Consider the following 23,166-nt stretch of genomic DNA (forward strand, 5'->3'; position numbering starts at 1 on the left):
CGTTAAGCCCTCCAGCGCCGATGGTACTTGGACCGCAGGGTCCTGGGAGAGTAGGACGTTGCCAAGCACGATGAACCGACTGCAGAATTGCAGTCGGTTTTTTGTTGTTTAGGTTACCCAAATAAAAAGTCAGCTATGGTCATCTGCACTTTGGGAGTGCTTTATCGATGATAGTAGCTGACTTCGGTTGCTGTGATTTTGAGAATGCCATCCCGACGCGATTTGCGCAGCCTCCTGATCATAATGAAGCGAGGGGCCAAGAACCAAATATGACTCATTGTAAGGCTGATCATGGTGGCCTCGTTAGCCCACGGATATAATAATCCGATGGCACATAGTCCGAGCCAAAATAAATGCCGATGCACACGTCGGAATAGTCCTAATTCCATATAAGCCACCGGTATATATCCAATCCAAACCCCCAATACTCGCCAGCCCCATCGTCGATAATCCGGCTCGTCAACGCGTATGAGGGTTAGCCGGATGATGAGGAAATGAATAAATTGGCTGCAGAGGATTCCGATCCCTAGCGCTTTGACTCCGTCTAGACGATACATAAGGAGGAGGAAGATCGCAAGGATGGAAATCGCACAGAGATAGCTGCGGTACAGTTCATCCCGAACGAGTATTTTATTCATCAGCTGATATTGATAGATCGTTGCTTTATCCTGTTCAGCGAGCGTGCCTTTCTTCATTTCGTCAGCGCCTTTCATTGTTCTACAGCAAGTATCGGATTTTGATGCGGGAATGTGTAGACTTCCCTTCGAAAAGAAGTGCGAGCTATCCTTCACCAATCTGGGCGTTTCGACATAAACTGTATTACTATTTGAAATGGGCTATGAAAAGCCGTATAGCTTGCTAGACTTTGTGGCATACTAGAGGAAATGACCTATTTTGCTGGGTGAGGTGAAGCGAAATGACGGAAGAAACATCAAATGGTCTATGTATCATTTGCGGTCATGAGAAACAAGAAGGTATTCGAATCATTGACGGTTTCATTTGCGATTCCTGTGAGCTTGAAATGGTTCATACGGAAGTACAGGATGCCAAGTATCCATTTTTTATTCATCAGCTTAGACGCATTTGGCTCCAAAACAATGCATAATTCTCACACTAGATTGTTGCTGCACTTATGATCCTTAATTTTCTCGTTGATTCGCAAGCGAGGGAATTTAGGATTATTTTGTTTCTCGACGCGGCACAGTTTATGTCGACCACGGAATCCATTATGATTATAGGATAGTACGAGATGGAATCCGGAGGAATATATAATGACAGAACATGCGAAGCCAGCGTGGCACGCACCACTATTTGATGCCTTATTCGCCCTGCGTGGCTCTCATCCCGTTAGTTATCATGTGCCGGGTCATAAATACGGGCAGTCTCTGGCTAGTATACCTGGCTTGCCCGATCACACCTTGCAATCCTTTAGGACTGTTATGGAGATGGATGTAACAGAACTATCCATGACGGATGATCTGCATGCCCCATCGGGCATTATTGAAGAAGCACAGCGACTGGCCGCAGCAACCTTTGGAGCGGAACGGACATTCTTCCTGGTGGGCGGCAGCACGGCAGGCAATCTGGCCATGATTTTAGCAGCCTGCGAACCGGATGACTTAATCATTGTTCAGCGGAATGCGCATAAATCGGTCCTCAATGGACTGAAACTGTCGGGAGCCAGGGCGGTGTTCCTCATGCCGGAACGCGAAGCCGGTTCAAGTCTTGATGTAGTCCCGTCATTAGAGTTAGTTGAACAGGCGCTTCGGCAATATCCGGAGGCTAAAGCGGTATTCCTGACTAACCCGAGTTATTATGGACTGAGTGTAAATCTAGCACCTTATGTGGAGCTCGTGCATCGTTACGATAAAATGCTGCTCGTAGACGAGGCTCACGGCGCTCATTACGGACTACATCCGGCTTTTCCGCAATCGGCTCTACAAGCCGGCGCGGATGCCGTAGTCCAATCTACGCACAAAACATTATTAGCCCTTACAATGGGGGCTATGCTTCATATTCAAGGGGAACGGATTAACCATCATGCCGTCGCTGAAGCTTTACGCATGATCCAAAGTTCCAGTCCTTCCTACCCCATTATGGCCTCGCTTGATATTACCCGGGCAATGATAGATTGGCGTTGCAACGACATATTCGAGCGTGGATTGGCGGCCGCAGAAGCTTTTGAAAAATGGGTCGATGAACAGCATTCGGTTGGCATGGCGAGGAAGACTACGGATCGTATGCAGTTAGATCCACTTCGCGTGCTGCTTTACGACCGTACAGGTAGACTGACGGGTTTTGAGCTGCACAGAAGGCTGGAGGCGTTCGGTGTATACGCGGAAATGGCAGATTCGCGTTATGTGGTGCTGTTATTTGGTATAGGGGCTTCTATAGAAGAGGCGGAGCGGCTTCAACAAGCTATAATCGCAATCATGAAGGAAGTGGAGACGGATGATCATGCGCCTCACATTCAAGTTGAGCCTACCCCTGTTCAATTACAAGGCGGCCTGTCGGAGCCAGTAAAGTTCAACCGCTTCGGTGCAAACCATCATAGAAGCAGCCGAATGGAGCGCATTCCTCTGGATGAGGCCGCGGGGCGCTATGCCTGTGAAGCCGTCATCCCGTATCCGCCGGGTATTCCTTTGCTCTATGAAGGAGAACGAATATCCGCTGATGCCATAACCATGATCAAGCAGTTGGTTGCGGATGGTGCCAGATGTCAAGGGGCGACTGATCCTACAATGCGAACAATAGCGGTTTCCGCCGATCGGTAGCGATTTACGCGTATGATTGGCTTTGATATGATAGGGGTATTAACAGACAAGACAAAAGGAGTACCGCAGTGGATAAAGGATGGTTTCTGACGATTGAAGGCGGAGAAGGCGCTGGGAAAACGACACTGATCGACGAACTCGCCCAAACGCTCCGCAATCAAGGCAGGCAAGTAATGACGACAAGAGAACCGGGCGGCATTCCGATCGCGGAACAAATCCGCGGGATTGTGCTCGATAAAGAAAATACAGAGATGGATGCGCGTACGGAAGCGCTGCTTTACGCGGCCGCGCGACGGCAGCATTTAGTGGAAAAGGTGCTCCCTGCTCTTGCGAGGGGAGAGGTCGTCATCTGCGATCGTTTTATCGACAGCAGCTTGGCTTATCAAGGGCATGCTCGCGGCCTCGGCATTGCGGAAGTCCAATCCATTAATGAATTTGCGATTAGCGGTCATATGCCGGCGCTAACGTTCTGGCTTGATATATCGCCGGAGGCGGGCTTGGCGCGTATTCACGCGGGCGAAGGCAGAGAAATCAACCGGCTGGACTTGGAGGGGCTCGCGTTCCATGCAGCGGTAAGAGAAGGCTACAGGCAGTTGATGACGAAAGAGCCTGATCGGATCATGCGGATTGATGCGGAACAAGCGCCTGCGTACGTTTTGAGAGACGTTGTTACGATCTTAAATGCGCGGATTTAAAGGATTAATCGCATTCCGTGTCAAATTATTAAGAAGAGTCGATTTTCAATGAAATCGCATGACCTGTGGTTTCTTAAAGAATAATGGGAGGGATTAGGATGAAATTAGTTATTGCGATTGTTCAAGATAAGGACAGCAATCGACTGTCGAACGCGCTCGTAAGAGAGGGCTTCCGGGCAACGAAGCTTGCGAGTACCGGCGGATTCCTGCGTGCAGGCAATACGACATTCATAATCGGGATCGAAGACGAACGGGTTCACGAAGTGCTGAATGTTATCCGTTCAAACTGCAAAGTCCGCGACCAGCTTGTTTCTCCCGTATCTCCAATGGGCAGCACGACCGATTCCTATATTCCATTCCCCGTAGAGGTTCAGGTTGGCGGCGCGGCAGTATTCGTCGTTCCTGTCGAGCGTTTTGAACATTTCTGAATGGGCGTGAATGAGCAATGAAAATCAATCCCGGATGGCGTCCTTTAGGTGCCGATCGATCACGGCCGGATTCTGGCGCAAGACCTGTTGCCATGAAAAACTTTGCCGATGTGATGAATGTGCAGGACGAACAGCGGACGATCGAGCAGCTGCAAGAGAAGCTGAAGGATATTCATAATCAAGGCGAACGTTTAGCGCGGTCGATGACGGTCAGAGAGCTGAAGCTGTATCGCCAAATGGTGAAGCAGTTTCTTGAGGATACGGTTCGCCGCGGCGTTGGGATGAAGGAAACCCGCGGCTTCGACCGACGCGGCCGTACGAAGCGCTACAAGCTGCTGGAGGAGATCGATGCCTCACTCGTCTTGATGGGCGAGGAGCTGCTGGAGAGCGAAGACGGGCGGCTTAAGCTGCTGCAGTCGGTTGGCGACATCCGCGGCATGCTGATTAATTTGTTTTTTTGATAAAGAAGGGATTCATGATCTATGAGCATCGCACAACTTGCCGGACAATTGAAGGCGAAACGCATCCTGCAATATGCGCTGAGTAGCGGCAAAGTGTCGCATGCCTACTTATTCAGCGGACCTCCGGGGAGCGGTCGCACGAAAATGGCCATGGCTTTCGCGAAGGCGCTGTTCTGCACCGAAGGCAGCGGCGATGCGTGCGGCCACTGCCTCGAATGCCGGAAATTCGACCACGGCAATCAGCCGGATCTGCATATCGTCGAGCCGGACGGCAATTCTATTAAAATCGACCAAATTCGCGAACTCCAGCGTGAGCTCGCTTATCGAAACATAAATACGGCCCGTAAAATATATATCATGCAGCGGGCGGAGAGTATGACGCTGCAAGCTGCCAACAGCTTGCTGAAGTTTCTCGAGGAGCCTCAATCGCCAGTCGTGGCGATTCTGCTTACCGAGAACGGACAAGCGATGCTGCCAACCATTCGGTCGCGTACGCAGCTCGTTCCCTTCATGCCGCTGGCACCGCATGAGATGCTGCAAACGCTCGTCGATGAAGGCTTGCCGCAATTGCCTGCGCGCGCCGCTGTTCATTTGGCCTCGGGACTGGACGCCTGCCGGGCGCTTATCCAGCAGAATGGGTTTGCAGAAATGAGAAACGTAGTGATACAATTGGGAAAGGACAGTCTAAGCCGGTTCACCGCGGCAATGATGTCCTTGCAGCAGCAGATCATGAAGACGGAGCTTGGTGAACAGCCGCAGCTTCTTTTGTCTTTGTTGATGCTGTGGTACAAAGATATGATTCATTTTCAAGCAGGAAGACATGAGTCGCTCGTTTTTATAGATCAGCTTGATTGGATTGGCAAGCATGCCTATTCACGCCCGGCAGAGGGCTGGGTGGCGTGTATGGAGTACACGCTGGAGGCAGGCAAGCGCATCCGCGCGCACGTGTCGGCGCAATTAGCGCTTGAACAGTTGCTGATCCGCGTACAGGAGGGGTGAATAATTGTATACCGTCGTGGGTGTCCGTTTCAAGAAGGCGGGCAAGATCTATTACTTTGACCCCGTCGATTTCCAGGTGGACAAGGAACAGTATGTCATCGTGGAAACGGCCAGAGGGATCGAGTACGGGAAAGTAGTGGTAGGACCCAAACAAGTCGGTGAATCGGATGTGGTCCTCCCGCTGAAGAGAGTCATTCGGATCGCGGGTGACAACGATGCGAAGATCGTCGAAGAGAACAAGTCGGCGGCACGCAACGCGTTTGCAACATGTTTGGAGAAGATTCGGGATCATCAGCTGAAGATGAAGCTGGTAGATGTCGAGTTCACGTTTGACCGCAATAAAATTATTTTCTACTTTACGGCCGAAGGACGCGTCGATTTCCGTGAGCTGGTGAAGGACTTGGCGAGCGTATTCCGCACGCGGATTGAACTGCGCCAAATCGGCGTTCGCGACGAAGCGAAGATGCTGGGCGGCATCGGTCCTTGCGGACGCGTGCTCTGCTGCTCGACCTGGCTGGGTGATTTTGAACCCGTATCGATCAAGATGGCCAAGGATCAGAACTTGTCGCTGAACCCGACGAAGATATCCGGTTTGTGCGGGCGTCTGATGTGCTGCCTCAAGTACGAGCATGATAATTACGAAAGCATTCGTGAAGAGCTTCCCGCAATAGGCAAGATCGTCATAACCTCCTATGGCGAAGGAAAAGTAACGGGAATCAACGCCGGTTCCAAATCGGTCTACGTACAATTGTTCGAAGTCGGCGGCAAACCGAAGGAATTACCGATGGATGACGTCGTCATCAAATAAGGCCAACAGGCCACGTGAAATCCGAAGCTGTATAGCCTTGGGGTGGAAACTTGAAAAAAGACATTTTCAGCGAAATTAGCAATTTGGAAGCGCATATGGGCAGTTTGTATACGGAGCTCGGCTCGATGAAGCAGAAGATTAAGGCGCTGCTGGAAGAGAATAACCGGCTTAGCATAGAAAATGGACAGCTGCGCAAAGTATTAAAGCGGGAAACCGCGGCTTATACGCCGAAGACGGAACCCGTTATCGTTGAGGACGCCGCGGCTGAAGATACCGGATCGAACGATGAACCGGTGTTGACGGGAGATCCGTCGGCAGTTGGTCAGGGATACGACAATTTAGCACGCCTGTATCATGAAGGGTTTCATATTTGTAATTTGTATTATGGGCATTTGCGCACGGAAGGCGACTGTTTGTTCTGCCTCTCGTTTCTCAATAAAGATTAATACGAACATCTACGCGGCCGGCGAATGGCGCGGTTAGTTTACAAGACCCTCTAACACAGGGTCTTGTTTGCATATAATAGAACGAACTGACTAAGGAGCATGAATACGTGGTTAACGAAGTAGTACTGAACCCGGGCGAGAGGCTCGATGATCTATTGACGCATCAACTACATATTATTCAAAGCCGGGAGGTGTTCAGCTTCTCGATGGATGCCGTGCTGCTGGCTCGGTTCGCGGCTGTGCCGCCCCGAGGTAAAATCCTGGATCTGTGCAGCGGCAATGGCGTTATTCCACTGCTGCTGACGACGAGGACGAAGGCGGTTATCGATGCGGTTGAAATCCAGCCGCGCTTGGCGGATATGGCACGGAGAAGCATATCGGCGAATGGACTGGAGGATCGCATTTCGGTATATGAGTGCGATTTGCGGGATTTTCATAAAAAGGTTGGTCAAGGCATCTACGATGTCGTTACGGTGAATCCTCCTTATATGCCGGCGGGCACAGGCGATCAGAACGAGAACGAGCACTTCGCAATGGCTCGCCATGAACGCAACGGCACGTTGAACGACATTGTAGCCGCTTGCGCACGGCTCGTCCGAACGGGCGGGCGCGTGGCTATGGTTCATCGCCCTTCCAGGCTGGTTGAAATTCTGGAAACGATGCGCAAATGGAAGCTGGAACCGAAACGGATGCGCTTCGTTCATCCCAGTAAGGAGTCGGAGGCTAACATGGTGTTAATCGAAGCCGCCCGGGATGGCAAGCCGGAGCTCCGAATGCTGCCGCCTCTTATCGTGTACAATGATCAGCGCCAATATAATGAAGAGTTAATGCAGATTTACTATGGAGATCGGACGGGGAAACCTGCGGGAATGGAGGGAGATGGGCAATGATCGTACAACGCAGCTTTAAGGACGGAATCGGTGAAGCAAAAGGCACCCTATATCTGGTCGGCACGCCGATCGGTAACTTGGAGGATATGACGTTCCGGGCGATTCGCATTCTGAAGGAAGTCGATCTGATCGCCGCTGAAGATACGAGGCAGACGCGCAAGCTGCTTGCTCATTTCGAGATCAGTGCCAGGCTAGTCAGCTATCATGAACATAATAAAGATGCCAGCGGTCCTGAATTGATTCGTCTATTGGAAGCGGGACAATCCATTGCGCTCGTGAGCGATGCAGGCATGCCGGCCATCTCGGATCCGGGAGCGGATCTGGCAGCGGCAGCGGCTGAGCGCGGGTTGACGGTTGTGCCGATTCCGGGAGCCAATGCGGCATTGTCGGCGCTGATCGTCTCCGGACTGCCGACGGATCAATTCCGGTTTGCAGGGTTCCCGCCGCGCGAACGCAAGCCGCTTGTAAACTGGCTGAGTCAGCTTCAGCGTCACGAAGAGACGTTAATCTGCTACGAATCTCCGCACCGCATAGCGAAGACGCTCCCGATCATACTGGAGCAATGGGGAGATCGAAGAATCGCAATGGTCCGGGAACTGACCAAGCGACATGAAGAAATCGTACGCGGTACAATTTCGGAATGCATCGCCTGGCTGGAAGAGCATCCGCCTATCGGGGAATACTGCCTTGTCATTGCGGGGATCAGCGGCGAGGAAGCAGCGGCTGCACAGCAGGAAGAAGCATCGTGGTGGATTCCGCTTAGCATTGAAGATCATGTAGCGCATTATGAAGCGCAAAACGGCGATCGAAAAGAGTCCATTAAACGCGTGGCTTTGGACCGGGGGCTGCAGAAGCGGGACGTATATAATGAAGTCATGAAAAAATAAAAAAAAGACCTCCCTGGCCGGATGGCACAGGAAGGCATCAAGGAGTATGAAAAAGGTTAGAATTAACAAATTGGATAATTTCATTATAACCTATAATTCTGGATTTGTCTCTTATTTTGTAATAGGAGTTGGCATTTCCGTCAAACAAACATTGCAGACGATTTTTCCTTTGAAATAGGCTACGTTTTCGGCATTGCCGCAGAAGATACAAGCAGGCTCATACTTCTTGAGCATGATCCGCTCGCCGTCCACGTAAATTTCCAGGGCGTCCTTCTCCCCAATGCCGAGCGTACGGCGCAATTCAATCGGAATAACAACACGGCCGAGTTCATCAACTTTACGAACGATACCAGTGGATTTCATCATAACTATTCATTCCCCTTTCATAGTATTCAGTCGCCACGATTCGACAAAATTCTATCAATGAATGTCTTAATAATACCAACGATTACCAAAATAGTCAACATGCCCTCCATGGCGATCAAGGGCTTATGTAACCACTATTTCTCTAGAATAAAGCATTTGTCATTACTTTATATAGTACAACAACCACGTACATATTGGAAATAGTATTGTGACAGAATTCGACAATAGTTCGACAATTATGTCGAAATACCGAACGGTGGGAGCGTGTAGAAATGACAGACAGCCGAGCAAAGGATCGTCTTCCCGAAGAGAAAGTATTCAAAGACCCGGTCCACAAGTACATCTATGTACAGGATGAATTGATCTGGAATTTGATCAATACGCGTGAGTTCCAACGCTTGCGCCGCATTCGTCAGCTGGGAACTTCCTACTTGACCTTCCACGGCGCGGAGCACAGCCGATTCTCGCATTCTCTCGGCGTCTATGAAATTACACGCAAAATTATCTCCCAATTCGAGCGAAGCGGTTACCCCGGTTGGCCGAAGGAGGAGAAGCTCGTAGCCTTATGTGCCGCTCTGCTGCATGACCTCGGACATGGACCGTTCTCGCACTCCATTGAAGATGTGTTCGATACGCACCATGAAGCTTGGACATGCCGTATTCTTCTCGAGAATACCGAGATCAATCAGGTGCTTCGCGAATACGATCCTTCCTATCCGGAGCGGGTTGCAGCGGTGATCTGCAAATCGTATCACGAACCGATCGTGGTCTCGCTGGTATCCAGTCAAATGGACGCAGACCGGATGGATTATCTGCTTCGCGATGCCTATTATACGGGCGTCAATTACGGCACCTTCGATTTGGAGCGGATCCTGCGCGTTCTTCGGCCGCATCAGGGACAAATCGTCGTCAAGGAAAGCGGCATGCACGCCGTCGAGGATTATCTCATGTCCCGCTACCAGATGTATTGGCAGGTTTATTTTCATCCCGTGACGCGAAGCTCCGAAATCATCTTGAAGCTAATTTTCCGAAGAGCTAAAGAGCTTCATGGGGCAGGCTACTCGTTCAAATGGATGATGAAGCCGCTCGAGAAGTTAATATCCGGGACCATCGATATCGAAGATTATCTCGCGCTTGACGAAGCGCTCGTTCAAACCGCGTTCTCCGCATGGGCCGGCGAACCCGACGAAGTGCTATCCGATCTGTGCCGCCGCTTCCTGAATCGCAGGCTGTACAAATATATAACCATGGATCAAGCAGACGAAAAATTGTGGAAGGAAATACGCAGACAGTTTAGCGCAGTGGGCCTTCATCCCGAGTATCACCTGGAAATTGACTTTCCTTATGACATGCCCTACCATGTGTATCGTCCAGGTTCATCCGCAAAGGCGGAAAAAGAGGAAAAACCGCCGATCCTGCTGTTGTCAGGCGAGGATCAGCTGTCGGAAATATCCGGGCGTTCCGACATCGTCCGTTCCATTACCGGCATTCACCAAGGGAAGTATCACCTATATTACCCGGAGGAACCGCTGCGTGAATCAGCGCACCAGCTGTCTGCGAATATACGCGAATTATTTGCTTTAATGTAGAAAGGGGTTTCAAAAACCATGTTATTAATCGACACGCATACCCATTTGGACTCGCATAAATTCGACGAAGACCGCGCCGAGGTCATCGAACGGGCACTTGAGGCAGGTGTCCATAAGCTGATCAACATCGGATTTAACCGGGAGACGATTCCGAGCACAATGGCACTTGCCGAGCAATACGAATTCATCTATGCGGCCGTCGGCTGGCATCCCGTGGACAGTATTGATATGAAGCCGGAGGATCTGGAATGGATCGCTTCCCTCTGCGATCATCCGAAGGTGGTTGCGATCGGGGAGATCGGGCTGGACTACCATTGGGATACGTCGCCGAAGGACGTTCAACAGCGCGTGTTCCGGCAGCAAATCGCGCTCGCCAAAGAGAAGCGCAAGCCGATCGTCATCCATAATCGGGACGCGCATGAGGATGTGGTTCGCATTCTTCGCGAAGAAAAAGCAAGCGAGGTCGGAGGGATCATGCACTGCTACTCCGGCAGTTGGGAAACGGCCAAGCAATGCCTGGACATGAACTTCTATATTTCGTTCGGGGGACCGCTTACATTCCAAAATGCCCGGGTACCGAAAGAGGTGATGGCCAAGGTGCCGTTAGATCGATTATTGATCGAAACGGATGCTCCTTATTTGGCTCCTCATCCTCATCGCGGGAAGCGAAATGAGTCTGCTTTCGTCCGTCTTGTAGCAAATACGATGGCGGATATTTTAGGTAAATCTGTAGAAGAAATTGGGAAGATTACAACGGAAAATGCGATGAAATGTTTTGGAATCTCATGAAATCAAGGGAAATAGTAAGCATTTGGATGAAATCCGGTGAAAAAAGTGATTTTTGATCCGAGAATCACGTGATTTTCTCGTAATTTTCCTTGAAATTCACTAAAATCGTCATTAATCAGTTCTTTACAATGTGCGGCGCTAGACTGTATGATTCATCTCAGAGCAACAAAACATGTATTCCTTTTCCAAAATAATCGCTTAATCTCCGGTCACCGGAGAGCGGGGGAACCAATTGTTGAAACTGTTTGTATCAATTCGAACAGCGGAGACATTGAAATTCTTCTTGGGGTGAATTTCGCAGAAGGACGCTGGGGAATAAAAGCGTCACGAGCGAATAGGGCGACTCTCACGCCCGAATCCGACAGCTAACCTCGCAAGCGTCCATAAGAGAGATCAACCTCGTGCATGCAACTCTAGCTGCCATTATCCAATGGGAAGCCACGAAACAGATCCTCTGTCGTCGGCTTCTTTTTGTTTGAATAATGCGTAAACTGACGACATAGGGTGTATATCGTGAGGAGGAGCTGGGGCGAAATGCTGAAAATGCGTGCTTGCACGCTAAAACTCAATAGTCGCGTCTAAGTATCATGCGTAACAAGGCGGCGGGGCTATGTAAGGAGGACCGATGAAGTGGGAGAACTCCAGCTTAAGGACACCCATGGGAAACGATCATCCAGCATGTCTTTCGCATTGCGATGGAAGCATGAGAATGTGCGTTTAATTGTACTGAGCGCCATGATCTCAATCGCTATGACTTTCATGTTTTTGGTGTTGTTGTACGGAACGGCTGACAAGCATGTCTCCGTAGTAGTGAACGGACGAGAAACCATTGTATCCACGAAACAATGGGTCCTTCAACGCCTACTGGATGAACAAGCCATTACTATCGGCGCACATGATAAAGTGTCGATGCCGCTCGATGGCGGAATAAACGACGGCGACCGGATCGTTATCGATCAGGCTGTCCCGCTTATTGTAAGGGCTGACGGCAAAGCAAGAACGTTGTACACGACAGAGAAAACTGTACAGGCGGCGATCGATCAGGCTGATATAGCGGTTCGCAGTCAGGATAAGGTATCGCCTTCCATGACGGCTGCGTTGGAACCGAATATGACCATAACGGTCACCCGGATCGATAAGAAATATACCGAGACGACGTACGACGTTCCCTTCACGGTGGTGAAGAAGGACGATCCGAAGCTCGCGGTCGGGAAACAAAAGCTTGTCCAATCGGGCAAGCAAGGTAAAGTCGTCAAGCGATATGAGACTGTATTCGCTGATGGCGTGCTTGTGTCGCAATCGCTCGTCGAGAAATTGACGCCGCAAGCATCGGTTAATCAAGTCGTATCGATCGGGAGCAAGAAGCCCGAACCGAAGGTAGCCGTATTGTCCGCCAAGACCAGTTCGACCGTGACGAAGCGGGGCATAACCTTCAGCGCGAAGAAAGTGATTAAGAACGTAACGCTAACGGCCTATTCCGCTGGGCTTGCCTCCACGGGCAAGAGCAAGGGACATCCGGAATACGGCATTACGGCATCCGGCGCCCGCGTTCAGGAAGGGCGTACGATTGCGGTGGATCCGAAGGTCATTCCAATCGGCTGGTGGGTCTATATTGAAGGAATCGGTTTCCGCCGGGCGGAAGACACCGGCAGTGCGATCAAAGGCAACAAGATAGACGTTTACTTCGATAGCGAGTCGTATGCAGACCGTTTCGGACGAAAGCGGGGCTATACGGTTTACGTGTTGGGACCGAAAAAGCCGGAGTCGCTGTAGACACCGGGTTAGCTTGCAGCTATCATTTGATTTCTGAGCGAAGTGGAAGAAGCTCCCTTGTTTGCTTGCAAGAGTGATCGTGCTTCTACTTCATTCATATTCGTAATTTATGCTTAAATATGCCATGATAAGAAGAGGCGATGCCTCTTCTTTTTGCATGTTTGTCTAATAGGTAAGATTGCTCGAAAGGCAGGAATAAGGTTCCCATGATGAAAGAAATCATTGTCGTCGAAGGCAAGGATGATACGGTAGCGATCAAGCGTGCCGTAGAAGCCGAGACGATCGAAACGGGCGGCTCCGCCATCGGAGAATCCGTGCTGCGGCGCATCGAGCTGGCGCAGGAACGTCGCGGGGTCATTATATTCACCGATCCGGACCACGCAGGCGAGCGGATCCGCAAAATCGTTGCGCAGCGCGTTCCAGGCTGCAAGCATGCCTTCTTGCCGCAGGCGGACGCGCTTTACAAAGGCGATATCGGCGTTGAGAATGCATCCCCGGAGGCCATCCGGCATGCGCTGAGCAATTTGCGGACGGAAGCCGCGGAAGGGGACGGCGGACTCGCGGAGATCACGATGGACGATCTCATGCAGGCCGGCTTGCTCGTTCATCCGCAGGCGTCGGAGCGGAGGCTGAAAATGGGTAACCTGCTTGGAATCGGGTATGCAAACGGCAAGCAGTTCTATAAACGATGCTCCACGTTCCGGATTACGCGGGAAGAATTCCGGCGTGCCCTGCAGGCGATGGAGAGCGAAGGAGACTAATCGGCATGACAGAAGGTTTCAAAGCGACCGCGGAAGTCGGCTCGCCGAAGCGGACGAAGGACATCATCGCGAAATACGGCTTCACGTTCAAGAAGAGCCTCGGACAGAACTTCCTGATCGATCAAAATATATTGAATAAAATCGTAAGTGCGGCGGAGCTCGACGAAACGAAGGGCGCGCTTGAGATCGGCCCAGGCATCGGCGCGCTGACGCAGCGGCTGGCGCAGGCCGCGGGACGGGTCACGGCTGTCGAGATCGATAACCGGCTGATTCCCATTCTAAAGGACGTGCTGTCGGATACGCCGAACGTGCATGTCGAGCATGGCGACGTGCTTAAGCTGGATCTTCCCGGCCTGATGGAGAAGCAGTTTGTCGGTCTATCCGGCGTTAGTGTCGTGGCGAACCTGCCGTATTACGTGACGACGCCGATTCTAATGAAGCTGCTGGAAGAGAAGCTTCCGCTTGAACATATCGTCGTTATGATTCAGAAGGAAGTCGCGCAGCGTATGGCTGCCAAGCCGGGCGGCAAGGAGTACGGCAGTCTCAGCGTGGCCGTGCAATACTACTGCCAGCCGGAACTGGTCTGTATCGTGCCGCATACGGTATTTATCCCGCAGCCGAATGTCGATTCTGCGGTCATCAAATTGTCGCTCAGGGACAAGCCTGCGGTCGAGGTGGAAGATGAAGACTTCTTCTTCCGAACCGTGCAGGCGTGCTTCGCGCAGCGGCGCAAGACGATTGCGAACAATTTGACTGCTTATGTCGGCAAGCCGAATCGCGAGCTGCTTGGACCGCTGCTGGAAGGCATCGGCATTGATCCGTCGCGCCGCGGCGAGACGCTGTCTCTGGCGGAGTTCGCCGCGCTGAGCCATGCACTGCGGAAAGCGGGCTTGCCTGCGGAACAGTAGGCTCCGCAAAACATCGCAAAGAAGCGCACCATCAGGGGCGTCTCCCCATAGGATAGACGAAGAGGTGATTTGCCCATGATGCAAGGGGACCTGGTCGTCCGCAAATCCTACGGCGGGGACGTCCTTTTTCGTGTTGCGACAATCGATCAACAAACAGCTATTTTGAAGGGCACGGACTATCGTCTGCTTGCGGACGCACCCATAGTCGATTTATCGGTCGTTAAGGATGGCGATTTGCCGGTTGCGATCCGGCAGGCGCGTCTGAGGGCGGGAGAATCGACGCAGCGGCTGCAGGAGGAGCGCCAGCAGCAGGTTATTCAACGGGAGCTGCTCCGCGTGCAGAATCAGACCCAGCCTTATTTCGAAGTGCCAGGCAGGGTGCTCCATCTGGACGGCGACAGCAATTATATGAAGAAGAGCATGCAGCTGTACACGCAGATGCGCGTTCCGGCCCATGGCTTATTCGTGCATGAGTCGCAGATGGCTGATGCCGTCTATCGGCTGCTTCCGCAGATCAAGCCGGATATCATCGTCATAACCGGGCATGACGGCGTCCTGAAGAATCGGGAACAGAATGATCTGAGCAATCTGGCCTCCTACAAAAATTCGCAAAATTTCGTGGATGCTGTTCAGATCGCCCGCGATTACGAGAAAAACCGGGACGGTTTGATTATCGTAGCGGGTGCCTGCCAGTCACATTATGAAGCGCTGCTGCAATCGGGCTCGAATTTTGCCAGTTCGCCGGGCAGGGTGCTCATTCATGCGCTGGACCCTGTCTACATCGCGATAAAAGCCAGTTATACGCCGATTCGGGAGACCATTAATTTGACGGATGTCATTCATGGCACCATCAGCGGCATCGACGGCGTGGGCGGGATTGAAACCCTGGGCAAGCATCGGGTAGGTCTTCCGAAACCCCGCACGCTGACTGGCGTGAAGGCGACCGTATAGGTCGTTTGCAGGCGGGACAAAATATACATGAAGTCGAAAAAATAAAGATTTTTTATATTGACAATATATTTAGCCCACTGTTATAATTAAATTTTTTTGACAAATCGCCTCCCCTTGGTTATAATGGACAAGGAAAGAGGTGGTAGTGCACAATGGCTAAAAATGCGCTATTGGAGATTAAACGCAGTTTGGAAACCCATGTCGGATCCAAAATACGTCTTCGTGCAAACGGTGGTCGTCGAAAGACTATTGAACGGACCGGTGTATTAGAAGAAATCTACCCTTCTGTATTTATTGTCAGACTTGATCAGGAACAGCATGCGTTCAAACGCGTGTCTTACAGCTACGCCGATATTTTGACGGAATCCGTTGAAGTGATGGTTGACAGCGATGACGGTCAGGTACGCATTACCTATATACAGTAACAAACAAACGGAATGTATGCTTTGGCTTCCTTACATGATGCAGGCAACGACAGACGCGAAGCGTTTGGGTTGCTTGCATTTTTTTTGTGCGCCGCGAGCGGTGGATGCAACTTTTCCCAAGGGAATGAGAACGCAGAAAACAACCATACTAACGGTAACACGCGTACTAAAATCAAGGAGGAGACACGCTAATGTCCCGTAGACGCAGCACGATGAGCGAGCAATTGAAAAACGAGCTGGCCAAGGATCTGGGATTCTATGACACGGTACAGCGGGAAGGCTGGGGCAGCATTAAAGCGAAAGATGCCGGCAACATGGTGAAACGCGCCATTCAGATGGCGGAGCAGGCAGCTGCAAAGCAACACCAGGCACAGCAAGCCGTGCAACCACAGGCGCAATCGCATACGCAAATGCAAACACAGCCGCGGACGCAGATGCCGGCTCAGAGCTATCAAACGCCATCTTATAGAGCGGCGCAGTCGTATGCGGCTGTCTCGCATACGAAGCCGGCGGTAACGCCAACGACAAGCGTACCGCCGTATATGCAGCAAGCTATGGCAGGAGCCCAGCAGCAATCGCCCGTCATGTATCAATAAGAAGGGGCCTTAACGAGCTAAGATGAAGCGGCGAAGCAGCAGTGCTCGCCTTCATCTTAGCTTTTCTTATGACCTTTTGTTATAATATGTGAAGTTTAACGATAATGGACGGGTGAATCGAACATGAAGATCTATGAGAAGGCGCCGGCCAAGATTAACCTGCTCTTGGATGTGATGCGCAAGCGCGAGGATGGTTTCCACGAAGTTGAAATGATTATGACCATGGTCGATTTGGCCGACCGGCTTACGATGGAGGAATTGCCGAGCGATTCCATATTTATATCCAGCCAGGCGGGCTATATTCCCTTGGACGAGAAGAACTTGGCTTTTCAAGCCGCGAGGCTGATCAAGGACCGTTATAACGTGCGTAAGGGCGTATATATTCATTTGGACAAAAACATTCCGGTTGCGGCCGGGCTGGCTGGCGGAAGCAGCGATGCGGCGGCGACGCTGCGCGGATTGAACCGGCTCTGGCAGCTTGGCATTTCGGAGGACGAGCTCTGTACGCTGGGGGCCGAGCTAGGGTCGGACGTTCCGTTCTGCGTGACCGGCGGCACCGCCATCGCGCGCGGGCGCGGCGAGAAGCTTGAACCGATCGAGAATCCGCCGCAATGCTGGGTCGTTCTGGCGAAGCCGCCGATCAATGTTTCGACGGCCGACGTGTACGGCAAGCTGCGGGCATCCGAGCTGAAGAAGCATCCGTCTACCCAAAACATGGTGGAAGCGATTGCAACCGGTTCGTTTACGGACGTGTGCGCGAACCTCGGCAATGTGCTGGAAACCGTCACGCTGCCACTGTACCCTGAGGTGCTTCAATTGAAGGAAAGCATGCAGCGGCTCGGTGCGGATGGCGTTCTGATGTCCGGCAGCGGCCCGACCGTATTCGGCTTGGTCAGCAAGGAAGCGAAGGTCTCGAGGATCTATAATGGGCTGCGCGGATTTTGCAAAGAAGTTTATGTGGTAAGAATGCTGACATAAAGCCTACGTAAACCTTGATTAAATCCGTATGAAAATGGTATATTGTCTTTATATTATTCGGATTTAGCCGGGGGTGTAACGATTTGAAGAAGTTAAAACGAAGTGCAAGGTTAGTTGAAATGACGCAATACTTACTTACGCGCCCCCACACGTTAATTTCTCTAACAGCATTCGCTGACCGCTATCAGTCTGCCAAGTCGTCCATCAGCGAGGATTTGGCGATTATTAAGGAAGTATTCGAAGAAGAAGGGCTTGGGGAGCTTCATACGCTCGCAGGCGCGGCAGGCGGCGTCAAATACACGCCGAAAATGGCCTCTTCGGAAGCGCTGAACATTATGAACGGCATTTGTCGTCAATTAGAACAGCCGGAGCGGGTACTGGCCGGCGGATATTTATATATGACGGATATGCTGGGACAGCCGGGACTTCTGGCGGACGTCGGTCGCATGTTTGCGACGGCCTTCGCCGATGCGGATATCGATGTCATCATGACCGTGGAAACGAAGGGTATTCCGCTCGCCTACGCAACGGCAGCCTGCATGAATTTGCCCGTCGTCATCGTGCGCCGGGATAACAAAGTTACGGAAGGCTCGGCCGTGAGCATTAACTACGTCTCCGGATCCAACAAACGAATCCAAACGATGTCGCTGGCCCGCCGCGCGCTCAAAGAGGACGCACGGGTGCTGATCGTGGACGACTTCATGAAAGCCGGCGGCACGATCCAGGGCATGATGGACCTGCTCTATGAATTTAACGCGAAGGTCGCAGGCGTAGGCGTATTCGTGGAATCCGGCGAGCTCGATACCGAAGAGCGGCTGTTGGAGGACTACGTATCCCTTGCCAGACTGACGGCCGTAGATATGAAGACGAAGCAGACGACGGTCATCCCGGGCAACTATTTCAACGTGTAAGCAAGAACTTTCTACACACCACTTACAAGCAAACGGAGGATTAACCATCATGAAAGTCCAACCACAGATCGTTTCGACCGACAAGGCACCTGCCGCCATCGGACCTTACTCCCAAGCGATGAAGCTGGGCAACCTGCTCTTTACGTCGGGACAAATCCCGCTGAACACGGACGGCGCTTTGGTCGAAGGCGGTATCGAAGAGCAAACGCATCAGGTGTTTCGCAATTTGGAAGCGGTTTTGGCAGAGGCGGGCGCGACCCTGGCCGATACTGTCAAAGCAACCGTTTTCATTAAAGACATGAATCAGTTCGCAGCACTCAACACCATCTATGCTTCTTACTTCGGCGACCACAAGCCGGCACGCTCAACCGTAGAAGTGGCGCGGCTTCCGAAGGATGTCCTTGTCGAAATTGAGCTTATCGTATCGATATAAGTCGAATAAAAAAGAATAATCTTCACAACGAAAAAAATTTTCAAAATTAACCAATAAATTCCCGGAAACATGAAGGATTTCGCATCAAAATGTGGAAGTATACACCAAGTCTTCTATAGGCAAAGGTGGTGAACACAGATGCAAATTACCGATGTTAGACTCCGCCGAGTAAATTCCGAAGGTCGCATGAAGGCGATCGCCTCCATTACCATTGACAATGAGTTTGTCGTTCACGATATTCGTGTGATAGACGGCAACAATGGGATGTTCGTGGCTATGCCAAGCAAGCGTACGCCGGATGGAGAGTTCCGCGATATTGCACATCCGATCTCTTCGACGACACGGGAGAAGATTCAAGCTGCCGTACTCGCTGAGTACGAGCGTGCGGCCACGGAAGAAGAAGTCATTGAAGAAGGCGCTTAATTTGGGAATATTGGGGTAATAAGGTGAACCGGCTTGTCGCCGTCCTTCTGGCGGCGGGGCGTGTTTCACTCCAGAGAAATCCAACTGCGGTATTATAGTGAGACAATACAACGATTGGATTTTCAAGGAAGAGAGCCGCGAGGCTCTCTTTTCTTTTGCCCTGGGATACGCTATATTCAGTAGAGCATTTGATATGAGTCCACGGTTGACTCAGGGTGGAGGGACAATTCGTGAAAGTAATGGCTATCATCCTGGCAGCAGGCCAAGGAAAACGCATGAAATCCAAATTATATAAAGTATTGCATCCCGTGTGCGGCAAGCCTATGGTGGCGCATGTGCTCCAAACGGTGAAGGATGCCGCTTGCGAGCGAACGGTCGTCGTCGTCGGTCATGGCGCAGAGACGGTTCGCTCGTTCTTGGGAGACGAAGTGGAATTCACGCTTCAGGAGCAGCAGCTCGGCACAGGACATGCGGTCCAGCAGGCAGAGCAGCTGCTTGGCGGTGAAGAAGGCACGACGGTTATTCTGTACGGCGATACGCCGCTCGTAACCTCGGAAACAATCGGTTCGCTGCTTCGCTACCATACGGAAATCGGCTCGGCAGCAACGGTGCTGACGGCGGTCGTGCCGAATCCGCAAGGACTTGGCCGCATCATTCGCGATGAAGCCGGCAACGTCCTGCGTATCGTAGAGCAGAAGGACTGCACGCCGGAGCAGGCGGCAATCAGCGAGATCAATACGGGCATGTACTGCTTCGATAATAAGAAGCTGTTCCAGGCGCTCGCTAAAGTGACGAATAACAATGCGCAGGGCGAGTATTACCTGACGGATGTTATGGAGATCTTGAAGAACGACGGAGAGATCGTCGGCGCTTATTGTACGCCGGACTATGCAGAGGGCGTTGGCGTCAATGACCGCGTCGGACTCGGCGAAGCGGAAGCGCTCATGCGCGCGCGCATCGTACGCAAGCATCAAATAGCCGGCGTTACGGTGATCGACCCAGCCGCGACCTATATTGAGGCAGACGTTGTCATCGGCTCCGATACGGTCATTTATCCCGGGACGGTGCTGCGCGGCACAACCGTAATCGGCGAAGACTGCGTCATCGGTCCTAATGCCGACATTGCCGATACGACGATCGGCAACGGCGTGACGGTGAAACATTCCGTGATCGTGGAATCATCAATCGGCGACGAAAGTGCCGTTGGTCCTTACGCGAACCTTCGTCCAGGCTCCAAGCTGGGCGTCGGCTGCAAGATCGGCGATTTCGTCGAGCTGAAGAATGCCGAGCTCGGCGACGGCTCCAAGGTTTCGCATCTGAGCTATGTTGGTGACGCCAAAGTCGGCAAGGACGTGAACATCGGCTGCGGCGCGATTACGGTTAATTACGACGGCTATAACAAGTCGCTTACGGAAATCGGCGACAATGCGTTCGTCGGCAGCAATGTGAATCTGATTGCACCCGTTAAAGTCGGAGACGGCGCTTATGTGGTGGCCGGATCGACGATTACGCATGACGTGCCGGCTAATGATTTGGCCATCGCACGCGCGCGCCAGGAGAATAAGCCCGGCTATGCCGAGAAGCTGCGCGGACGCGCCAAAGCGAAGAAAGAAGCCAAAGCCAAAAAAGATTAATTTCAGTTGATTTCGTTCCGTGCATCGTTCATAAAGGAGGGCTCCGGAGGCGGCATTACTGACGCCGAGGGGGTCCTTTTCTTGCGTCCAGGGAACCTCCATTACAGTCGCAGGGGTGCTTCTGCGGTGAAAGAATCGTTTAATTCCTAGCCGGAATGGGTATGAATATATGGAAATCGAATTGTACAAGGAGGTTTCCACAATGGCAATCCCATTTCAAGCTGAAGAACGGAAGACGGGCACGCAAGGTGACTTACGGAAATTGAGGCTGCGGGGCAGTGTTCCCGGCGTCGTATATGGAACGAAGCTCAGCACGCCGCTGAGTGTGGCGGTGAATGAGAAGGAGCTGACTTCGCTGCTTCGCTCCCATCCGCATGCCTTGCTGGAGCTCGATATCCCAGGAGCGGGCAAACAGCCCGTCATGCTTACGGAAGTACAACGCGAGCCTCTCTCACGCAATGTGCTGCATGTTGACTTTCATCAAGTGAACATGAATCAGGAGATCAAGACCATGGTTCGGATCGACGTGGTTGGCGATTCCTCCGGCGTACGTGAGGGCGGCATTCTGCAAGCGATGCTTCATGAATTGGAGATTCATTGCTTGCCGAATCGAATTCCGGAAGCAATCGAGGTGGATGTGACTGGACTTGCTATCGGGGAGAACCTGCTGGTTGCCGACCTGAAGCTGCCGGAGGGCGTGACGACCCGGGTCGAACCCGATCATGTCGTGGTCACGATCCTGCTGCCGCAGAAAGATCTGTCGGCGGAAGAAGCCGAAGAGGCTGCCGAGGATGCGGAAGCTGCCGCAGAGCGGTCGCATGAAGCGAAGATGGAAGTTCATACATCGGAATAACGACGAAAGCGGGGCTGCCGATGCAGCCCCTTTACTTTTTTTCAGTATCCGGGCCTGGACACGAAGGTAAATTGCTTCCGGCTGTAGAAAATATTATTGAGCTTGATGTACGATGGACTGAATTGTTCGACGAAGCCGATATCGTGATGTTGAATGCCATAGTAGACCTGTACGGGCACATGGGATTCATGATGATCTTGAAAATGGCAATCGTCGAAAATCAGTTGACCGTTCATATACATCGATCAAACGCCCCTTTGCATACGAAGTTCGGCAGTCCGCCGCCTCTATACATATGACCATTTGGAATGAAGATTCGTTGCATGGGCAAAAAGTATTTTTCGAAAACGAACAGGAGTTGACGACAACAGCATGAAATGGATCGTAGGTCTCGGCAACCCCGGAACCGCTTATCAAGGGACGCGGCATAATGTCGGGTTCATGGTCGTCGATATGCTCGCCAAACGATGGGGCATTTCGGTGACGCAAAACAAATGCAAAGCACTGATCGGTGAAGGCAACGTCGCCGGAACGAAGGTGGCGCTGATCAAGCCGATGACGTATATGAACTTGTCGGGCGAGACCGTACGCGGGTTCATGGATTATTTTAAGGCGGACCTTGAGGATGCCATCATCGTTTATGACGATATGGATACCGAAACAGGCCGGATACGTCTCCGCTATCAGGGCAGCGCAGGCGGCCATAACGGCATCAAATCCATTATTCAACATACAGGCACGCAGACCTTCAACCGGATACGGGTCGGTATCTCACGGCCGACGAACGGGATGATTATCTCGGACTACGTGCTCTCGAATTTTCCGAAGAGCGAGGGAGAGCTGTTGAAAGCGATGGTGGAAGAGAGCTGCGACGCGGCGGAGTTCGCGCTTGCGAATTCATTCGAGCGTACGATGGCCAAATTCAACCGTTAAATTTGACCGGCGGCGGGCATACTGAGGATAGGATGCATACCCGGGCAGCGAACTTGCAGTACTGAACAGTGAGAAGCTCACGGATCAGTGAAAGTTCGCGACCAGGGTAGGATGCAGACCCGAGCAGCGAACTTGCAGTACAACTGAACATTGAGAGAAGCTTACGGATCAGTGAAAGTTCGCGACCAGGGTATAACGACCACTCAGGAGGCATAAATATGGCTGTGAATTATGTTTGCCGGCACTGCAAAACGCCCATGGGCTCCATCGATAACGCCCAGATCTCGGAGACGCAGCTCGGTTTCCATTTCTTGACCCCCGAAGAGCGCAGCGATATAATAGCGTATAACTCGAACGGAGACGTTACGGTTAACGTCGTCTGCGATTATTGTCGCGAAGCGATAGAGAGCAATCCGGAGCTGCTGCTAGTGGCGAATCCGCTGCAATGACAACTG

The 23,166-nt window shown here is 51.9% G+C and carries 28 protein-coding genes, 1 pseudogene and 1 riboswitch; of the genes and pseudogenes, 26 read left to right on the plus strand and 3 right to left on the minus strand.

Annotated features, from left to right (window positions below; translation table 11 throughout):
* Positions 1–161: 161 nt before the first annotated feature.
* Complete coding sequence (locus AC0YNU_RS32575) at positions 162–695, minus strand: transposase (protein WP_475764148.1); 534 nt, start codon at positions 693–695, stop codon at positions 162–164.
* Between the two features lie 221 nt (positions 696–916).
* On the opposite strand from AC0YNU_RS32575, the gene AC0YNU_RS32580 reads away from it, so the two are divergent.
* From AC0YNU_RS32580 to rsmI, 10 genes are all read left to right on the plus strand, one after another.
* The gene (locus AC0YNU_RS32580) at positions 917–1,105 is read left to right on the plus strand and encodes a sigma factor G inhibitor Gin (protein WP_475764151.1); all 189 of its coding nucleotides are present in this window, start codon (positions 917–919) and stop codon (positions 1,103–1,105) included.
* Positions 1,106–1,271: 166 nt separating this feature from the next.
* Positions 1,272–2,774: an aminotransferase class I/II-fold pyridoxal phosphate-dependent enzyme gene (locus tag AC0YNU_RS32585; RefSeq protein ID WP_475764153.1), complete on the plus strand. Its 1,503-nt coding sequence runs from the start codon at positions 1,272–1,274 to the stop codon at positions 2,772–2,774.
* Positions 2,775–2,842: 68 nt separating this feature from the next.
* On the plus strand, positions 2,843–3,469 hold the full coding sequence (tmk, locus tag AC0YNU_RS32590) for a dTMP kinase (protein WP_475764155.1): 627 nt from the start codon (positions 2,843–2,845) through the stop codon (positions 3,467–3,469).
* 98 nt (positions 3,470–3,567) lie between these two features.
* Positions 3,568–3,897 carry a cyclic-di-AMP receptor gene (locus tag AC0YNU_RS32595; protein WP_161705228.1) on the plus strand — a complete coding sequence of 110 codons (330 nt, stop codon included), beginning with the start codon at positions 3,568–3,570 and terminating at the stop codon, positions 3,895–3,897.
* Positions 3,898–3,914: 17 nt separating this feature from the next.
* Positions 3,915–4,358 carry a YaaR family protein gene (locus tag AC0YNU_RS32600; RefSeq protein ID WP_475764158.1) on the plus strand — a complete coding sequence of 148 codons (444 nt, stop codon included), beginning with the start codon at positions 3,915–3,917 and terminating at the stop codon, positions 4,356–4,358.
* Between the two features lie 21 nt (positions 4,359–4,379).
* Positions 4,380–5,357 carry a DNA polymerase III subunit delta' gene (holB, locus tag AC0YNU_RS32605; RefSeq protein WP_475764160.1) on the plus strand — a complete coding sequence of 326 codons (978 nt, stop codon included), beginning with the start codon at positions 4,380–4,382 and terminating at the stop codon, positions 5,355–5,357.
* A 4-nt stretch (positions 5,358–5,361) separates the two neighbouring features.
* Positions 5,362–6,165, plus strand: coding sequence for a PSP1 domain-containing protein (locus AC0YNU_RS32610; RefSeq protein WP_475764162.1), 804 nt, complete (start codon positions 5,362–5,364; stop codon positions 6,163–6,165).
* A gap of 95 nt (positions 6,166–6,260) precedes the next feature.
* The gene (locus AC0YNU_RS32615; RefSeq protein ID WP_475764210.1) at positions 6,261–6,611 is read left to right on the plus strand and encodes an initiation-control protein YabA; all 351 of its coding nucleotides are present in this window, start codon (positions 6,261–6,263) and stop codon (positions 6,609–6,611) included.
* Between the two features lie 107 nt (positions 6,612–6,718).
* The gene (locus tag AC0YNU_RS32620; RefSeq protein ID WP_475764165.1) at positions 6,719–7,501 is read left to right on the plus strand and encodes a tRNA1(Val) (adenine(37)-N6)-methyltransferase; all 783 of its coding nucleotides are present in this window, start codon (positions 6,719–6,721) and stop codon (positions 7,499–7,501) included.
* Entirely contained in the window at positions 7,498–8,388 is an 891-nt protein-coding gene (gene rsmI, locus AC0YNU_RS32625) for a 16S rRNA (cytidine(1402)-2'-O)-methyltransferase (RefSeq protein ID WP_475764167.1), read from the plus strand. Before AC0YNU_RS32620 ends, rsmI begins: the two co-directional genes overlap by 4 nt.
* 111 nt (positions 8,389–8,499) lie before the next feature.
* Here the strand turns inward: rsmI and AC0YNU_RS32630 are convergent, their stop codons facing one another.
* Entirely contained in the window at positions 8,500–8,754 is a 255-nt protein-coding gene (locus AC0YNU_RS32630; protein ID WP_161705218.1) for an AbrB/MazE/SpoVT family DNA-binding domain-containing protein, read from the minus strand.
* A gap of 272 nt (positions 8,755–9,026) precedes the next feature.
* Between AC0YNU_RS32630 and AC0YNU_RS32635 the strand changes: the two genes are divergently transcribed.
* The 14 genes and pseudogenes from AC0YNU_RS32635 to AC0YNU_RS32700 all read left to right on the plus strand — a co-directional run bounded on the left by AC0YNU_RS32635 (position 9,027) and on the right by AC0YNU_RS32700 (position 21,778).
* The gene (locus AC0YNU_RS32635) at positions 9,027–10,343 is read left to right on the plus strand and encodes an HD domain-containing protein (protein ID WP_475764169.1); all 1,317 of its coding nucleotides are present in this window, start codon (positions 9,027–9,029) and stop codon (positions 10,341–10,343) included.
* Between the two features lie 18 nt (positions 10,344–10,361).
* Positions 10,362–11,132, plus strand: coding sequence for a TatD family hydrolase (locus tag AC0YNU_RS32640; protein WP_475764171.1), 771 nt, complete (start codon positions 10,362–10,364; stop codon positions 11,130–11,132).
* A gap of 185 nt (positions 11,133–11,317) precedes the next feature.
* Positions 11,318–11,527, plus strand: a riboswitch (cyclic di-AMP (ydaO/yuaA leader).
* A gap of 235 nt (positions 11,528–11,762) precedes the next feature.
* Positions 11,763–12,905: a ubiquitin-like domain-containing protein gene (locus AC0YNU_RS32645; protein WP_475764174.1), complete on the plus strand. Its 1,143-nt coding sequence runs from the start codon at positions 11,763–11,765 to the stop codon at positions 12,903–12,905.
* A 206-nt stretch (positions 12,906–13,111) separates the two neighbouring features.
* Positions 13,112–13,666 (plus strand): ribonuclease M5, encoded by a 555-nt coding sequence (gene rnmV / locus AC0YNU_RS32650; protein ID WP_161705212.1) that lies wholly within the window; start codon positions 13,112–13,114, stop codon positions 13,664–13,666.
* Positions 13,667–13,671: 5 nt separating this feature from the next.
* On the plus strand, positions 13,672–14,574 hold the full coding sequence (gene rsmA / locus AC0YNU_RS32655) for a 16S rRNA (adenine(1518)-N(6)/adenine(1519)-N(6))-dimethyltransferase RsmA (RefSeq protein WP_475764176.1): 903 nt from the start codon (positions 13,672–13,674) through the stop codon (positions 14,572–14,574).
* 75 nt (positions 14,575–14,649) lie between these two features.
* Positions 14,650–15,525 (plus strand): sporulation peptidase YabG, encoded by an 876-nt coding sequence (yabG, locus tag AC0YNU_RS32660; RefSeq protein ID WP_475764179.1) that lies wholly within the window; start codon positions 14,650–14,652, stop codon positions 15,523–15,525.
* A gap of 152 nt (positions 15,526–15,677) precedes the next feature.
* Positions 15,678–15,950, plus strand: coding sequence for a biofilm formation stimulator Veg (veg, locus tag AC0YNU_RS32665; RefSeq protein WP_090648920.1), 273 nt, complete (start codon positions 15,678–15,680; stop codon positions 15,948–15,950).
* A 191-nt stretch (positions 15,951–16,141) separates the two neighbouring features.
* A pseudogene (locus AC0YNU_RS32670) lies at positions 16,142–16,312 on the plus strand (small, acid-soluble spore protein, alpha/beta type); the annotation flags it as partial.
* 357 nt (positions 16,313–16,669) lie between these two features.
* Positions 16,670–17,524, plus strand: coding sequence for a 4-(cytidine 5'-diphospho)-2-C-methyl-D-erythritol kinase (ispE, locus tag AC0YNU_RS32675; protein ID WP_475764181.1), 855 nt, complete (start codon positions 16,670–16,672; stop codon positions 17,522–17,524).
* Positions 17,525–17,607: 83 nt separating this feature from the next.
* Positions 17,608–18,435, plus strand: a complete 828-nt coding sequence (gene purR, locus AC0YNU_RS32680; protein WP_475764183.1) for a pur operon repressor — start codon at positions 17,608–17,610, stop codon at positions 18,433–18,435.
* A 49-nt stretch (positions 18,436–18,484) separates the two neighbouring features.
* Positions 18,485–18,868 (plus strand): RidA family protein, encoded by a 384-nt coding sequence (locus AC0YNU_RS32685; RefSeq protein ID WP_475764185.1) that lies wholly within the window; start codon positions 18,485–18,487, stop codon positions 18,866–18,868.
* Between the two features lie 138 nt (positions 18,869–19,006).
* On the plus strand, positions 19,007–19,291 hold the full coding sequence (spoVG, locus tag AC0YNU_RS32690; protein ID WP_018759486.1) for a septation regulator SpoVG: 285 nt from the start codon (positions 19,007–19,009) through the stop codon (positions 19,289–19,291).
* Between the two features lie 230 nt (positions 19,292–19,521).
* Entirely contained in the window at positions 19,522–20,925 is a 1,404-nt protein-coding gene (gene glmU / locus AC0YNU_RS32695; RefSeq protein ID WP_475764188.1) for a bifunctional UDP-N-acetylglucosamine diphosphorylase/glucosamine-1-phosphate N-acetyltransferase GlmU, read from the plus strand.
* A 202-nt stretch (positions 20,926–21,127) separates the two neighbouring features.
* Positions 21,128–21,778 (plus strand): 50S ribosomal protein L25, encoded by a 651-nt coding sequence (locus AC0YNU_RS32700; RefSeq protein ID WP_475764190.1) that lies wholly within the window; start codon positions 21,128–21,130, stop codon positions 21,776–21,778.
* Between the two features lie 41 nt (positions 21,779–21,819).
* On the opposite strand, the gene AC0YNU_RS32705 is transcribed toward AC0YNU_RS32700, so the two are convergent.
* A complete protein-coding gene (locus AC0YNU_RS32705) occupies positions 21,820–22,020 on the minus strand; it encodes a hypothetical protein (RefSeq protein WP_475764192.1) in 201 nt (66 codons plus the stop codon).
* Between the two features lie 130 nt (positions 22,021–22,150).
* Here AC0YNU_RS32705 and pth point away from each other — a divergent pair, with 130 nt between their 5' ends.
* Positions 22,151–22,711: an aminoacyl-tRNA hydrolase gene (gene pth, locus AC0YNU_RS32710; RefSeq protein ID WP_475764194.1), complete on the plus strand. Its 561-nt coding sequence runs from the start codon at positions 22,151–22,153 to the stop codon at positions 22,709–22,711.
* 218 nt (positions 22,712–22,929) lie between these two features.
* Positions 22,930–23,160 (plus strand): anti-sigma-F factor Fin, encoded by a 231-nt coding sequence (locus tag AC0YNU_RS32715; protein ID WP_475764197.1) that lies wholly within the window; start codon positions 22,930–22,932, stop codon positions 23,158–23,160.
* Positions 23,161–23,166: the final 6 nt, after the last annotated feature.

Source organism: Paenibacillus sp. J31P316, assembly GCF_056269105.1.

What these genes read in the sequence shown, in the direction of transcription:
- AC0YNU_RS32575 (WP_475764148.1), bottom strand. Translation starts at nt 695, where the DNA reads ATGAAGAAAGGCACGCTCGCTGAACAGGATAAAGCAACGATCTATCAA.
- AC0YNU_RS32580 (WP_475764151.1), top strand. Translation starts at nt 917, where the DNA reads ATGACGGAAGAAACATCAAATGGTCTATGTATCATTTGCGGTCATGAG.
- AC0YNU_RS32585 (WP_475764153.1), top strand. Translation starts at nt 1,272, where the DNA reads ATGACAGAACATGCGAAGCCAGCGTGGCACGCACCACTATTTGATGCC.
- AC0YNU_RS32595 (WP_161705228.1), top strand. Translation starts at nt 3,568, where the DNA reads ATGAAATTAGTTATTGCGATTGTTCAAGATAAGGACAGCAATCGACTG.
- AC0YNU_RS32600 (WP_475764158.1), top strand. Translation starts at nt 3,915, where the DNA reads ATGAAAATCAATCCCGGATGGCGTCCTTTAGGTGCCGATCGATCACGG.
- holB (WP_475764160.1), top strand. Translation starts at nt 4,380, where the DNA reads ATGAGCATCGCACAACTTGCCGGACAATTGAAGGCGAAACGCATCCTG.
- AC0YNU_RS32615 (WP_475764210.1), top strand. Translation starts at nt 6,261, where the DNA reads ATGGGCAGTTTGTATACGGAGCTCGGCTCGATGAAGCAGAAGATTAAG.
- rsmI (WP_475764167.1), top strand. Translation starts at nt 7,498, where the DNA reads ATGATCGTACAACGCAGCTTTAAGGACGGAATCGGTGAAGCAAAAGGC.
- AC0YNU_RS32630 (WP_161705218.1), bottom strand. Translation starts at nt 8,754, where the DNA reads ATGATGAAATCCACTGGTATCGTTCGTAAAGTTGATGAACTCGGCCGT.
- AC0YNU_RS32635 (WP_475764169.1), top strand. Translation starts at nt 9,027, where the DNA reads ATGACAGACAGCCGAGCAAAGGATCGTCTTCCCGAAGAGAAAGTATTC.
- AC0YNU_RS32640 (WP_475764171.1), top strand. Translation starts at nt 10,362, where the DNA reads ATGTTATTAATCGACACGCATACCCATTTGGACTCGCATAAATTCGAC.
- rnmV (WP_161705212.1), top strand. Translation starts at nt 13,112, where the DNA reads ATGATGAAAGAAATCATTGTCGTCGAAGGCAAGGATGATACGGTAGCG.
- rsmA (WP_475764176.1), top strand. Translation starts at nt 13,672, where the DNA reads ATGACAGAAGGTTTCAAAGCGACCGCGGAAGTCGGCTCGCCGAAGCGG.
- yabG (WP_475764179.1), top strand. Translation starts at nt 14,650, where the DNA reads ATGATGCAAGGGGACCTGGTCGTCCGCAAATCCTACGGCGGGGACGTC.
- veg (WP_090648920.1), top strand. Translation starts at nt 15,678, where the DNA reads ATGGCTAAAAATGCGCTATTGGAGATTAAACGCAGTTTGGAAACCCAT.
- ispE (WP_475764181.1), top strand. Translation starts at nt 16,670, where the DNA reads ATGAAGATCTATGAGAAGGCGCCGGCCAAGATTAACCTGCTCTTGGAT.
- AC0YNU_RS32685 (WP_475764185.1), top strand. Translation starts at nt 18,485, where the DNA reads ATGAAAGTCCAACCACAGATCGTTTCGACCGACAAGGCACCTGCCGCC.
- spoVG (WP_018759486.1), top strand. Translation starts at nt 19,007, where the DNA reads ATGCAAATTACCGATGTTAGACTCCGCCGAGTAAATTCCGAAGGTCGC.
- AC0YNU_RS32700 (WP_475764190.1), top strand. Translation starts at nt 21,128, where the DNA reads ATGGCAATCCCATTTCAAGCTGAAGAACGGAAGACGGGCACGCAAGGT.
- AC0YNU_RS32705 (WP_475764192.1), bottom strand. Translation starts at nt 22,020, where the DNA reads ATGTATATGAACGGTCAACTGATTTTCGACGATTGCCATTTTCAAGAT.
- pth (WP_475764194.1), top strand. Translation starts at nt 22,151, where the DNA reads ATGAAATGGATCGTAGGTCTCGGCAACCCCGGAACCGCTTATCAAGGG.
- AC0YNU_RS32715 (WP_475764197.1), top strand. Translation starts at nt 22,930, where the DNA reads ATGGCTGTGAATTATGTTTGCCGGCACTGCAAAACGCCCATGGGCTCC.